Origin of the sequence: Streptomyces sp. adm13(2018), assembly GCF_008042145.1 — a bacterium.
Taxonomy (GTDB): Bacteria; Actinomycetota; Actinomycetes; order Streptomycetales; family Streptomycetaceae; genus Streptomyces.
On record NZ_RDBH01000142.1, the window covers coordinates 8,236 to 20,991 of the forward strand.

At 71.5% G+C, this 12,756-nt stretch carries 8 protein-coding genes and 3 pseudogenes; 7 read left to right on the forward strand and 4 right to left on the reverse strand.

Going from position 1 to position 12,756, the window contains the following annotated elements; translation table 11 throughout:
* A pseudogene (locus tag EAO70_RS33985) lies at positions 1 to 899 on the forward strand (cytochrome P450); the annotation flags it as partial.
* Here the strand turns inward: EAO70_RS33985 and EAO70_RS39780 are convergent.
* A pseudogene (locus EAO70_RS39780) lies at positions 897 to 1,355 on the reverse strand (cytochrome P450); the annotation flags it as partial. The pseudogenes EAO70_RS33985 and EAO70_RS39780 sit on opposite strands and share 3 nt — an antisense overlap.
* A gap of 123 nt (positions 1,356 to 1,478) precedes the next feature.
* On the opposite strand from EAO70_RS39780, the gene EAO70_RS33995 reads away from it, so the two are divergent.
* Both EAO70_RS33995 and EAO70_RS34000 read left to right on the forward strand, forming a co-directional pair.
* The gene (locus EAO70_RS33995) at positions 1,479 to 2,678 is read left to right on the forward strand and encodes a cytochrome P450 family protein (RefSeq protein ID WP_148006712.1); all 1,200 of its coding nucleotides are present in this window, start codon (positions 1,479 to 1,481) and stop codon (positions 2,676 to 2,678) included.
* A gap of 247 nt (positions 2,679 to 2,925) precedes the next feature.
* Positions 2,926 to 4,155 (forward strand): PP2C family protein-serine/threonine phosphatase, encoded by a 1,230-nt coding sequence (locus tag EAO70_RS34000; protein WP_148006674.1) that lies wholly within the window; start codon positions 2,926 to 2,928, stop codon positions 4,153 to 4,155.
* 61 nt (positions 4,156 to 4,216) lie between these two features.
* Here the strand turns inward: EAO70_RS34000 and EAO70_RS38260 are convergent, their stop codons facing one another.
* Both EAO70_RS38260 and EAO70_RS34010 read right to left on the reverse strand, forming a co-directional pair.
* Positions 4,217 to 4,888, reverse strand: a complete 672-nt coding sequence (locus EAO70_RS38260) for a DUF4232 domain-containing protein (protein ID WP_187284152.1) — start codon at positions 4,886 to 4,888, stop codon at positions 4,217 to 4,219.
* Positions 4,866 to 5,861 (reverse strand): LacI family DNA-binding transcriptional regulator, encoded by a 996-nt coding sequence (locus EAO70_RS34010; protein WP_148006676.1) that lies wholly within the window; start codon positions 5,859 to 5,861, stop codon positions 4,866 to 4,868. The genes EAO70_RS38260 and EAO70_RS34010 overlap by 23 nt, the downstream gene beginning before the upstream one ends.
* A gap of 308 nt (positions 5,862 to 6,169) precedes the next feature.
* On the opposite strand from EAO70_RS34010, the gene EAO70_RS34015 reads away from it, so the two are divergent.
* The 4 genes and pseudogenes from EAO70_RS34015 to EAO70_RS34030 all read left to right on the forward strand — a co-directional run bounded on the left by EAO70_RS34015 (position 6,170) and on the right by EAO70_RS34030 (position 11,206).
* Positions 6,170 to 7,096, forward strand: a complete 927-nt coding sequence (locus tag EAO70_RS34015; RefSeq protein ID WP_148006677.1) for a carbohydrate ABC transporter permease — start codon at positions 6,170 to 6,172, stop codon at positions 7,094 to 7,096.
* A gap of 3 nt (positions 7,097 to 7,099) precedes the next feature.
* Positions 7,100 to 7,966: pseudogene (locus EAO70_RS34020) on the forward strand (carbohydrate ABC transporter permease); the annotation flags it as partial.
* Positions 7,967 to 7,973: 7 nt separating this feature from the next.
* Positions 7,974 to 9,314 (forward strand): ABC transporter substrate-binding protein, encoded by a 1,341-nt coding sequence (locus tag EAO70_RS34025; protein ID WP_148006678.1) that lies wholly within the window; start codon positions 7,974 to 7,976, stop codon positions 9,312 to 9,314.
* A gap of 140 nt (positions 9,315 to 9,454) precedes the next feature.
* The gene (locus EAO70_RS34030) at positions 9,455 to 11,206 is read left to right on the forward strand and encodes a glycoside hydrolase family 35 protein (protein ID WP_148006679.1); all 1,752 of its coding nucleotides are present in this window, start codon (positions 9,455 to 9,457) and stop codon (positions 11,204 to 11,206) included.
* Between the two features lie 494 nt (positions 11,207 to 11,700).
* On the opposite strand, the gene EAO70_RS34035 is transcribed toward EAO70_RS34030, so the two are convergent.
* Positions 11,701 to 12,729, reverse strand: coding sequence for an ABC transporter permease (locus EAO70_RS34035; RefSeq protein ID WP_148006680.1), 1,029 nt, complete (start codon positions 12,727 to 12,729; stop codon positions 11,701 to 11,703).
* Positions 12,730 to 12,756: the final 27 nt, after the last annotated feature.

Sequence of the window (12,756 nt, forward strand, 5' to 3'; positions counted from 1 at the left end):
CGCCCGTCCCCCTCAGCGGGCCGCGCTTCCAGACCGACCCCAACGAGCTGTACCGGCAGATCCGGCGCGACCACGGGGCCGTCGCCCCCGTCGTCCTGGACGGCGACGTGCCCGCCTGGCTGGTCCTCGGCTACCGCGAGCTCCACCAGGTCACCAGCGACCCGGTCCTCTTCTCCCGCGACTCCGACCTGTGGAACCAGTGGGACGCCATCCCGGCGGACTGGCCGCTGCTGCCCATGATCGGGCGCAAGCAGCCGTCGATCCTCTACACGGTGGGCGAGCGGCACCGCGAGCGGGCGAACGTCATCTCCTCGGCCCTGGAGGGCATCGACCCGTTCCTGCTCAAGGAGCGCGCCGAGCACTTCGCCGACGAGCTGATCGACGCGCTGTGCGGCAAGGGGTCGTGCGACATCATCGCCGAGTACGCGATGCTGCTGCCGGTCCGGGTCCTCGCCAGCGTCTACGGCTTCTCCGACGAGCAGGGGCCGGGACTCGTCACCGCCCTCAACGACATGATCAACGGTCAGGAGGGGGCGCTGGAGGGGCAGCGTCACCTGGGGGAGTCGATGGTCGGGCTGCTCGCCGCGAAGGCGGCGGCACCGGGCGACGACGTGGCCTCCCGGATGCTGGGCAACACCGCCGGCTTCACGGTCGAGGAGGTCGCCCAGGACCTCATGGTGATGCTGGCCGCCGGCCACCAGCCCACCGCCGACTGGATCGGCAACTCGCTGCGGCTGATGCTGACCGACGACCGGTTCGCCGCCTCGCTGTCCGGCGGCCGGCACAGCGTCGGCGAGGCGATGAACGAGGTGCTCTGGGAGGACACCCCCACCCAGAACGTCGCCGGCCGCTGGGCCTCCCGCGACACCCACCTCGGCGGGCGCCGGATCGGCMGCGGGTACCGCGAGGTCGACGTCCGGCAGCCGGTCGAGCAGCACCTCGATCCCCGTCCGTGCGATGGTCTCGGCGACCTCCTGCGCGGGGAACGGGCAGCGGTGCTCGCCGTGGCCGAAGGAGAGGTAGGCGTTGTTGCCGCCGGTCAGCCCGCCGGCGTCCGCGCGTACGTGCGGGTCGGAGTTGGCGGCGGCCAGACCGAGCAGGAGCAGGTCGCCGCTGCCGATCCGGCGCCCGCCGAGGTGGGTGTCGCGGGAGGCCCAGCGGCCGGCGACGTTCTGGGTGGGGGTGTCCTCCCAGAGCACCTCGTTCATCGCCTCGCCGACGCTGTGCCGGCCGCCGGACAGCGAGGCGGCGAACCGGTCGTCGGTCAGCATCAGCCGCAGCGAGTTGCCGATCCAGTCGGCGGTGGGCTGGTGGCCGGCGGCCAGCATCACCATGAGGTCCTGGGCGACCTCCTCGACGTGATCTCTTCCGTGGTGAGGCGGTCGCCGCCCTCCGACGCCTCGATCAGCGCGCTCGTCAGGTCGTCCCCGGGCTTCTCGACCTGCCCGCACGCCCACGCCGCGTCCGTCGCCGACGCCATCGCCCTGGATCCGTTCGTCGCCGACCTCGACGGCGAGAGCGCCCGGCTGCGGGCCGCCGGCCCGCTGGCCCGTGTCGTCCTGCCCGGCGGGGTGGCCTGCTGGGCCGTCACCCACCACGCCGAGGCGCGGCGGCTGCTCACCGATGCCCGTCTCGTCAAGGACATCGACGTCTGGGGCGCCTGGCAGCGCGGCGAGATACCCATGGACTGGCCGCTGATCGGCCTCGCCAACCCCGGCAAGTCGATGCTGACGGTGGACGGCGACGAGCACCGCCGGCTGCGCGCGCTCGTCGCGCAGGCACTGACCGCCCGTCGGGTGGAGCGGCTCCGCGAGGGCATCGAGGCCCTGACCACGGGCATGCTGGACCGGCTCGCGGAGCGTCCGGCGGGCGAGACCGTCGACCTGAAGGCGGAGTTCGCCTACCCGCTGCCGATGAACGTGGTCAGCGACCTCATGGGCGTCGACCCGGTCGACCACCCGCGGATGAAGGCCCTGTTCGAGAAGTTCTTCTCGACGCAGACGCCGCCCGAGGAGGTGCCGCAGATGATGGCGGACCTGGGCACGCTGTTCGCGGGGATCGTGGCGGGCAAGGTCGAGAAGCCCGGGGACGACCTGACGAGCGCGCTGATCGAGGCGTCGGAGGGCGGCGACCGCCTCACCACGGAAGAGATCACCAACACCCTCCAGCTGATGGTGGCGGCCGGGCACGAGACGACGATCAGCCTCATCGTGAACGCCGTCGTGGCCCTGGAGACCCACCCCGAGCAGCGGGCGCTGGTCCTCTCCGGCGAGGTCCCGTGGGCGAACGTCATCGAGGAGACCCTGCGCTGGTCGACGCCGACCTCGCACGTGCTGATCCGTTTCGCCACCGAGGACATCGAGGTGGGTGACCGGATCCTGCCCAAGGGCGAGGCCCTGATCGTGTCGTTCGGCGCGATCGGCCGGGACGAGGAGCAGCACGGCCCGACGGCGGGCGCGTTCGACGCCACCCGCACGCCGAACCGTCACATCTCCTTCGGCCACGGCCCGCACGTCTGCCCGGGTGCCGCCCTCTCCCGTCTGGAGGCGTCGGTGGCCCTGCCCGCCCTGTACGCGCGCTTCCCGGGGCTGCGACTGGCGGTCGCGCCGGAGGAGCTGCGGAACAAGCCGGTCGTCACGCAGAACGACCTGTTCGACCTGCCGGTCGTCCTGGCCTGACGGTCGTGCCGAGAGGGGGCCCGCCGTGGTGCGGCGGGTCCCCTCCCCCGGCCGGAGTGCCGGCGCCGGACGGCGTGCGGTTCGACCGGAAGCCCGCCGGAGCCCGGGCCGCAGCGCGGCGGACGCCCCTTCCGCCGACCGGGTGACGGCCGCCGACCTCGAAAGACTGGAGTTCGGCCGCCACGGCTCGATCACTCCTATCGTTGAACCGCGCAGGGTGCGGTCGGCGCGGGAGACGGGAAGCGGAATGAACGAACAGCGGGTCGACTACGCAGCGGTGTTCCAGGCCCTGCCCGGAATGGTCGCCCTGCTCACACCCGAGCTGGTGTACCTCGACGTCAACGAGGACTTCGCCCGGCTCGCCGGGCGCTCCCGCGCGGAGCTGATCGGCCGCTACATCTTCGACGTGTTCCCCGAGAACCCGCACGACCCCGCCGCGGCGGGCATGCGCGAGACCGAGGCGTCGATGCTGCGCGTGGTTACCACCGGCGAGCGCGACACCATGGCGCTGCTCCGCTACGACATCGAGGACGCGCAGCAGCCGGGGAACTGGCACGAGCACTTCTGGAGCCCGGTCAACGCGCCCGTGCTCGACCTCGACGGCCGGGTCGCGATGATCGTGCACCGGGTGGAGGAGGTCACCCCGCTCATCCAGGCCCGCGGCGGCCTGGGCGGCGGCATGGAGGCCGGCCGGCTGGAGGCCGAGCTGTACACGCGCTCCCGGGAGCTCCAGGAGGTCAACGAACGGCTGCGCGAGGCGCACGCCCGGGAGCGGAAGGTGGCGCTGGCCCTCCAGGCGGCGATGCTCCCCTCCCCCGGGCCCGTCGGGCACCACCGGGCGGCCGTGCGCTACCGCCCCGCGGTCGGCGGCCTCAACGTGTGCGGAGACTGGTACGACCTGGTCGGACTCCCCGGGGACCGGATGGCGGTGGCGGTGGGCGACGTCGTGGGCCACGGCCTCACCGCGGCCTGCGTCATGGGTCAGCTCCGCAGCGCGCTGAGCGCGGCCACACTCGTCGCCGCCGGCCCCGCGCAGGCACTCGACGTACTCGGGATCTACGCCCGGTCCGTCGAGGGGGCCGAGTCGTCCACCGTGGCGACCACCTTCATCGACTGGGGCAGCCACACCCTGACCTACAGCAGCGCCGGCCACCCGCCGCCCGCGCTGCTCACCGCGGGCGGCGACGTGGTCTTCCTGGACGGGGCGACCGATCCACCGCTCGGCGCCCGCCCCGACCACGTGCCCCGTCCCCAGGCATCCACGCCCTTCGAGGAGGGCGCGACCCTGGTGATGTACACCGACGGCCTGATCGAACGCCGCACGGAGGACATCGACGCCGGCCTGACCCGCCTGGCCGACTCCCTGGCCCGCCGCGGACGCTCCGACCCGGACGCCCTGGCCGACGCCCTCCTGGCGGACCTCTCGAACACCGACGGCAACACCGACGACACGGCCCTGGTCGTCATCCGCCTCTGAACCACCCACGCCCGGCCGCCGACCCGTGCACGCCCCCTCCGGGCCGCGCGGTGCGGGCCGGTTACAGGCTGAGGGCGTCCTCGGCGTTGTCCATCCACGCGGTGACCGAGTTGCCGGTGGCGACGGTCAGGCCGGGTGTCGACGCCTTGAGCGGGGCCTGGGCCAGGTCGGACTCCGTGTCCATGGTCAGGGCGATGGAGGAGACCGTCTTGCTCGTGCCGCTCTTCAGGCCTCCCATGAGTCCCGCGTAGGCCGACTGGCCCGGCGCGAGACGGATCGCCTCCTCGATGCCGGGGGCGGAACCGCGCTTCTTCGCCTGCCCGTCGAGGGCGCCGAAGGTCACCACGGGGTGGCCGAGCACCCGGCACGGCTTCCCCGTCTTGTTGGTCACCTTCAACAGGTAGCTGCTCGTGGTGGGTTCGGCCGGACTCGCCGTGAACGTCAGGTCACCCGTGTTGCAGGGGAAGACGTCGTAGTCGGGATCCGTCGACGGCGGGCCCGGCTTCGGCGGCTTCGCGGACGCGGACGGCTTGGCCGGGGCGGAGGGCTTCGGCGGCGCGGACGGCGACGCCGTCGCCGGTGCCGTGGGGACGGCGGTGGGGTCGTGGTGCGCTCGAGCACGGCTCCGCCGCGGCCGGGCGCCCTGGCCTGAAGCCGCCGCCGGACACCCCGCGGCCCGGCCTCCCCCGCGCGACCACGGGCGTGCGGCGTCAGTTCTCCCGTCCGCGCGCAGCGGGGGGCGCCGTACTGTGCCGTTCCACCAGGGTGGTCGGCACCAGGCGCACCCCCGTGACCGTCTCGCCCGCCAGCTCGCGCAGGACCGCGTCGACGCACCACTCGCCGACCCGCGCGAAGTCCTGGTGCACGGTCGTCAGGGGCGGAATGAAGGACGCCGCCTCGGGGATGTCGTCGAAGCCGACGACGCTGACGTCCCCGGGGACGCGCACCCCGCGGTCGTAGAAGGCCCGCAGCAGGCCGAGGGCCATCTGGTCGTTGGACACGAAGACCGCCGTGCACCCGGGCTCACCGGCGAGCCTCAGACCGGCCTCGTACCCCGATTCGGGGGTCCAGTCCCCGCGCAGCACGGGTGGCACCGCCCGCCCCTCGACACGCAGTGCCTCCTCCCACGCCTCGGCGCGGCGGCCGGCCGCGAAGGACTCCTCGGGTCCCGCGACGTGCCAGACCGTGTCGTGGCCGAGGCCGAGCAGATGCCGCACGGCGGCGCGGGCGCCCTGCCGCTGGTCCGTGTCCACCACCGGGAAGTCGGTGGCGTCGGAGTCGACCACGACCACCTTGACGTGCGGCGGCAGGGTGAGGGCAGCGGTGTCGAGCAGGTGCACCTCCATGATCAGCACGACGGCGTCGACCGCCAGTTCGTCGAGGCGGGTGAACGCCCCCTTGACGTTCTCCTGGGTGGGCGCGTCCAGCGGGATGAGCGTGACCGCGTAGCCCGCGCGGGACGCCGATCCCGCTATGGCGTCCAGGGTCCTGACGTTGCCCGTGCTGCTGAGCCCCATCGTGATGACGCCGATGGCCCGGAAGTCGCCCCGCTTGAGGGCGCGCGCCGCGCTGTTCGGACGGTATCCCAGCTCCTTCATCGCGTCGAGGACCCGCTTCCGGGTGGTCTCGACGACGGCCGCGTCACCGTTGGAGACGCGCGAGACCGTCTGCGAGGACACGCCCGCCAGCTGGGCGACGTCCGCCATGGAAACCCTGCGCTGCCCGGTACGCGCCCCCCGCCCGCCGCCTTTCGTGACCACCGCCGGCCGGCCGGTCGCGCTCTGCTCGGTCACCCGATTCCCTCTCTTCCGCTGCCACTTCGTGCTTGACGCCCCCCTGCGGGAATGTCACCATCACGCTACCGATGATTACGTAAACATTTCTCGTCGGCCAGCTTTCCCAGGGCCTCTTTCCAGCCAGATGCAGCCCTCGGCCTCGGGCTGCCGTACACCTCAGGCCCGTACCTCCGCTCCCGTCCTCCGGACCGACCGGACACCGACGCTAGGAACACGCCATGACGCTTCTGTCGACGCGCGCTACGGCAGCACCACCGCCCCGCCCACGAGCCCGCTTCCGCCTCCGCAAGGAGGCACTCGTGGGCTGGGGTTTCGCCGGCCCGTTCGTCGCGGTCTTCGGCCTCGTCTTCCTCGCGCCGATCGGATACGCCGGGTACCTGAGCCTCTTCCAGGACCGGCTCATCGGCGGGACCTCCTTCGTCGGTCTCGACAACTACGGCGAGGCGCTGAAGGACCCCCGCTTCTGGGACGGCCTGATGCGCGTCGGCCTCTTCCTGCTGGTCCAGGTGCCGATCATGCTGGGCATCGCGCTCCTCGCGGCCCTCGCGATCGACAGCGGCCGGCTCTACGGCAAGACCTTCTTCCGCGTCTCGATCTTCCTCCCCTACGCCGTGCCCGCCGTCGTCGCCAGCCTGATCTGGGGCTTCATGTACGGCGACCAGTTCGGCCTGGTGGGCAACATCAACGAGGCGCTCGGCGTCAGTCTCCCCAACCCTCTCTCCCCCTCCCTGGTGCTCGCCTCCATCGGCAACATCGTCACCTGGGAGTTCGTCGGATACAACATGCTGATCTTCTACTCCGCCCTCAAGGTCGTTCCCCGCTCGCTGTACGAGGCGGCGGCGATCGACGGCGCCGGGGAGTGGCGGATCGTGGCCTCGGTCAAGCTGCCGGCCATCCGCAGCGCCCTGGTCATCGCCACGATCTTCTCGATCATCGGCAGCTTCCAGCTCTTCAACGAGCCGAGCATCCTGCAGAAGCTCGCCCCCAACGCCATCACCAACGACCTGACCCCCAACCTGTACACGTACTCGCTGTCGTTCTCGGGGCAGCAGCACAACTACGCGGCGACCGTGGCGATCGTGATGGGCGTGATCACCGCGATCATCGCCTACGCGGTCCAGCTGCGCGGCATGCGGAAGGGCTGAGCCATGACCACCTCCATGACCACCGCGGCCGCCGAGTCCTCCTCGACTCCCCCGGAGTCCCGGTCCGGCAGGGCACCGGCCGCCCCGCACGGCGCCCGTCCCGCCACCGTCCGCAACCGGAAGCGGCTCCCGCACACGCCGCTCAACCCCCGGCCCAGCATCCCGCTGACCCTCCTCACCGGCCTGGTCCTCGTCTACACCCTGCTCCCGCTCGCCTGGCTGGTCATCAACGCCACCAAGAGCCAGCGGGGACTGCTCGACTCCTTCGGGCTGTGGTTCGCCGACGACTTCAACCTGTGGGAGAACATCACCCGCACGGTGACCTACGACGACGGCGTCTTCGTCCGCTGGCTGCTCAACACGCTGCTGTACGTCGCCGTCGGCGCGGGCGGCGCCACGGTCCTCGCCGTCCTCGGCGGCTACGCCCTCGCGAAGTACGACTTCCCCGGCCGCAAGGCGGTCTTCGCGGTCGTCATCGGAGCCGTGGCCGTCCCCGGCACCGCCCTCGCCGTGCCCACCTTCCTCATGTTCAGCAACATGGGCCTGACGAACACCCCCTGGGCCGTCATCATCCCCTCCCTGATCTCCCCCTTCGGGCTCTACCTGATGTGGGTCTTCGCCGCCGAGGCAGTCCCCACCGAGCTCCTGGAGGCCGCGCGGATCGACGGCTCCGGCGAGCTGCGCACCTTCTTCACGATCGCGCTGCCGCTCCTCGTACCCGGCACGGTCACCGTGCTGCTGTTCTCCATGGTCGCGACCTGGAACAACTACTTCCTGCCGCTGATCATGATCAAGGACCCCGACTGGTACCCGCTGACCCTCGGCCTCAACGCCTGGAACGCGCAGGCCCAGACCGCCGGCGGCGAGGCCGCCTCCCATGCGTACCCACACCTCCCGCAGACTGCTCGGCGCCCTCGCCGTGCTCGCCACGCTCTCTCTGACCGCCACGGCCTGCGGCTCCGACGACTCGGACGCCGGCACCGGCGGTGGCACCCCGAAGGACGTCACCGCCGCGCTGGAGAAGGGCGGCAAGGTGACGGTGTGGGCCTGGGAGCCCACTCTGAAGAAGGTCGCCGCCGACTTCGAGAAGAAGTACCCCAACGTCGACGTCGAACTCGTCAACGCCGGCACCGGCGACAAGCAGTACACCGCCCTCCAGAACGCCATAGCCGCCGGCAACGGCGCGCCCGACGTCGCCCAGATCGAGTACTACGCCCTCGGCCAGTTCGCCATCGGCAAGACCGTCGAGGATCTCTCCTCCTACGGCGCCGCCAAGTACGGCACGAGCTTCACGCCCGGCCCGTGGAACGCGGTCTCGGAGGACAAGGCGATCTACGCCCTGCCGATGGACTCGGGCCCGATGGCGTTCTTCTACAACAAGAAGGTCTTCGACAAGCACGGCGTCAAGGTGCCGACCACCTGGGAGGAGTACGTCGAGGCGGCACGGACCCTGCACAAGGCCGACCCGAAGGTCTTCATCACCAACGACACCGGCGACGCAGGCGCCACCACCAGCCTCATCTGGCAGGCCGGAGGCCGCCCGTACAAGACGGACGGCACGAACGTCACCGTGAACTTCGGGGACGAGGGCACGAAGAAGTACACCGCGACCTGGCAGCAGCTCCTCGACGAAAAGCTGGTCGCACCGATCAGCTCCTGGAGCGACGCCTGGTACAAGGGACTCGCCGACGGCTCCGTCGCCACCCTCTCCATCGGCGCCTGGATGCCCGCCAACCTCACCTCCGGCGTCGCCGCCGCCTCCGGCGACTGGCGCGTCGCACCCCTCCCCCAGTGGACCAAGGGCGACAAGACCAGCGCCGAGAACGGCGGCAGCTCCCTCGCCGTCCCCAAGGCCGCCAAGAACAAGGAACTCGCCTACGCCTTCACCGAGTTCGCCACCACCGGCGCCGGCGCCAGCAGCCGCGTCACCGAAGGCGCCTTCCCCGCCACCCGCGCCGACCTCGAATCCCAGGCCTTCCTCGACAAGCCCTTCCCCTACTTCGGCGGCCAGCAGGCCAACCGGATCTTCGCCGAATCCGCCCGCAACGTCGGTGAGGCATGGTCCTACCTGCCGTTCCAGGTCTACTCGAACTCGATCTTCAACGACACCGTCGGCAAGGCGTACGTCTCCCCGACGAAGCTCGACGACGGCCTGAAGGCCTGGCAGGACGCCAGCGTGAAGTACGGAGAGGGCCAGGGCTTCACCGTCAACAAGTAGGACCGCACCACCCCGGGGCGGAGCTCAGGCGCTCCGCCCCGCGAGCCCTCGGAAAGGGCTTGTCACGCCTGCTATGTTTACGCAAACACGCCAGGCGACGTCTCGACCCGCACGCCTTCACGTACAGGAGCCAGCAGCGCATGCCCGTTCTCCAGACAGACCAGACCGGATTCCTGCTCGACGGAAAGCCCTTCCGTTTCCTGTCCGGCGGGCTGCACTACTTCCGGGTCCACCCCGAGCAATGGCGGGACCGCCTCCGGAAGGCCCGCCTCATGGGCCTCAACACCGTCGAGACCTACGTCCCCTGGAACCTCCACCAGCCGCGCCCCGACCACTTCGTCCTCGACGGCGGGCTCGACCTCCCCCGCTTCCTCGACTTCGCCGCGGCCGAGGGACTGCACGTCCTGCTGCGCCCGGGCCCGTACATCTGCGCGGAGTGGGAGGGCGGCGGCCTGCCCTCGTGGCTGCTCACCGAGCCGGACATACGACTGCGCTCCCGCGACCCGCGGTTCCTCGCGGCGGTGGACGACTTCTTCCGACGCCTGCTCACCCCGCTCCAGCCGTACCTCGCCTCGCGCGGCGGGCCGGTCCTCGCCGTGCAGGTGGAGAACGAATACGGAGCGTACGGCGACGACACCGCTTACATGGAACACATCGCCGACTCGCTGCGCTCCAACGGCGTCGACGTCCCCCTGTTCACCTGCGACCAGCCGGTCGACCTGGAGCGCGGCGCCCTGCCCGGTGTCCTCGCCACAGTCAACTTCGGCAGCCGCTCGGCCCACCACCTGGCCGCCCTGCGCGCGCAGCGGGCCGAAGGCCCGTTGATGACGACGGAGTTCTGGATCGGCTGGTTCGACCGCTGGGGCGCCCGGCACGTCGTCCGCGACGCCGACGACGCCGCGCGCGAGCTCGACGAGGCCCTCGCCGCCGGCGCCTCGGTGAACTTCTACATGTTCCACGGCGGCACCAACTTCGGCTTCACCAACGGTGCCAACGACAAGCACACCTACCGTCCCACCGTCACCTCCTACGACTACGACGCCCCGCTCGACGAGGCCGGGGATCCGACGGAGAAGTACACGGCCTTCCGTGACGTGATCGCCAAGTACGCGCCCGTGCCGGACGCGCCCGTGCCCGCTCCGGGCGCCAAACTGGCCTTTCCCGCGGTCGCGTTGACGCAGAACGCCGAGCTGCTGCCGAACGCGGACGCGCTGACGTCGCGGATCGAGTCGCACCGGCCGCTGACCATGGAGGAGCTGGAGCAGGACTTCGGCTTCGTCCTGTACGAGACCGCCCTGCCCGTGCGCGGCCCCGCCCTGCTGGAGATCGAGCACGTACGCGACCGCGCCCAGGTGTTCGTCGACGGTCAGCCCGTGGGCGTACTGGAGCGCGAGAACCACGAGCACTCCCTCGCCTTCACCGTCCCTCGGGCCGGCAGCGTGCTCTCGATCCTGGTGGAGAACCAGGGCCGGGTGAACTACGGCCAGGGCATCCACGACCGCAAGGGACTACTCGGATCGGTCCTCGTCGACGGCGTCGAACCGTCGGCGTGGACGAACCGGCCGCTGCCGCTCACCGTCCTGGAGGACATCCCCTTCGCGACGGCCACGACGACACCCGTGGGACCGGCCTTCCACCGGGGCACCTTCGAGGTCGCCGAGCCGGCCGACACCTACCTGCACCTCGACGGCTGGACCAAGGGCAACGCCTGGGTCAACGGCTTCCCGCTGGGCCGGTACTGGTCCCGCGGCCCGCAGAAGTCGCTGTACGTCCCCGCTCCCGTCCTGCGCGCCGGCACGAACGAGATCGTCGTCCTGGAACTCCACGCCGGCCCCCGGAACCGTACCGCCGACTTCCGCGCGACGCCCGACCTCGGCCCGACCGAGGAGTAGGCCACCGGAATCACCCGGCGGCGCCGGGACCGGGCCCGTCCCCCGAGCGCTTGGTCCCGGCTCGTTCGCACCCCAGCCCTCCCGGCTTCCGGGAGGGCTTTCGCCGTTCGACCGGGCCGCGCGGGGCGCAGGCGTACGACGGTCGGCCGCGTCCGACGGCCCCGCGGAGACGCCCGCCTCAGGGGAGGACGTGCCCCTCCGCGGTGACGCCGTCTCCGGGTAGGCCGCCGGGAACGGTGGTCGGCAGGCCTCCCCCACCGCGTGACCTCGACAGGCGCCGACCTGGGACGGCGGAGGCCAGGGGTGCTGCCCGAGCGGCCGGCCAGCGCGTCGCCCTCTCACGTCCCGGCCTGCGCGCGACCGGGACCGCCAAGGCCCTACGGCGTGTCCGCCGCTCCGCCCGCCCCCCCTGCGTCCTCCCCATGCCGCGAGGCCCGCTCCCCGAAGGGAGCGGGCCTCGGCCGGCCGCGTACGCGCCGGTGCGGCGGGGGGCGTCAGTGCGGGAGTCCGACCGCCCGTTCGCCGTTGCGGCGCTGCTGGATCACCACGGCGGCAACGAGCAGAGCGCCCTGGGCGACGTTCTGCCAGAAGGTGTTGATGCCCTCGACCGTGAGGCCGTTCTCCAGGGCGCCCAGGAGGGCGACGGCGAGGAGGGTGCCGCCGACCCCGCCCTTGCCGCCCTTGAGGGCGCAGCCGCCGAGGGCGGCTGCGGTGATGGCCTTGAGTTCGAGGCCCTCGCTGCCGGAGACGGGCTGGCCCGAGCCGGTGCGGGCGGTGAGCAGGATGCCCGCGACGGCGGCGACGACGCCGATGAGGGCGTAGACCGCGACGAGGTACTTGTTGATGTTGATGCCGGCCAGGCGCGCGGCGGTGTCGTTGCCGCCGATCGCGTAGAGGTTGCGGCCGATGTCGGTGTACTTGAGCATCACGTGCACGGCGATCGCGACGACGATGAGGATCCAGACCATGACGGGCAGTCCGGCGATCTTGCCGCGGCCGAGGAAGACGAAGACCGGGTCGTTGAGGACGTACCCCTGGGCGCGGCCGTCGGACAGGAGCTGGGCGAGGCCCTTGTACGCGGCGAGGCCGGCGAGGGTGGCGATGGTCGGGTTGACGCGGCCGTAGACGATGACGAGGCCGTTGAGGACGCCCACCAGGACGCCGACGCCGACGGCGGCGAGCATGCCGACGAAGGCGCTGGAGCCGGTGCTGGTGAAGACCATGGCGCTGACGACCGAGGCGACGCCGACCTGGGAGCCGACGGAGATGTCGAGGCCGCCGCAGATGATGACCACGGTCTGCACGATGGCGAGGAGGCCGGTGATGGTGGCGGCCTCGGCGATCACCTGGAGGTTCGAGAGGCTGAGGTAGTTCTCGTTGAGGGCACCGAACAGGCCGAGGACGATGACGAGCGCACCGATGAGGCTGAGGTTCTGCCCGCCGAGGGCGGCCAGCGGGGAGCGCTTGCGCGCCGCCGGCGGGGCCTTCTCGGTCTCGGCCGGGGAGGTGGTGGCGGTGGTCATCGGGGGCCTCCATGGGCTGAGTCGGTG

Bases quoted from the DNA above. Each gene is read 5' to 3' on its own strand.
- EAO70_RS34010 (WP_148006676.1), bottom strand. From the start codon at position 5,861: ATGGCGGACGTCGCCCAGCTGGCGGGCGTGTCCTCGCAGACGGTCTCG.
- EAO70_RS34015 (WP_148006677.1), top strand. From the start codon at position 6,170: ATGACGCTTCTGTCGACGCGCGCTACGGCAGCACCACCGCCCCGCCCA.
- EAO70_RS34035 (WP_148006680.1), bottom strand. From the start codon at position 12,729: ATGACCACCGCCACCACCTCCCCGGCCGAGACCGAGAAGGCCCCGCCG.
- EAO70_RS34000 (WP_148006674.1), top strand. From the start codon at position 2,926: ATGAACGAACAGCGGGTCGACTACGCAGCGGTGTTCCAGGCCCTGCCC.
- EAO70_RS34030 (WP_148006679.1), top strand. From the start codon at position 9,455: ATGCCCGTTCTCCAGACAGACCAGACCGGATTCCTGCTCGACGGAAAG.
- EAO70_RS34025 (WP_148006678.1), top strand. From the start codon at position 7,974: ATGCGTACCCACACCTCCCGCAGACTGCTCGGCGCCCTCGCCGTGCTC.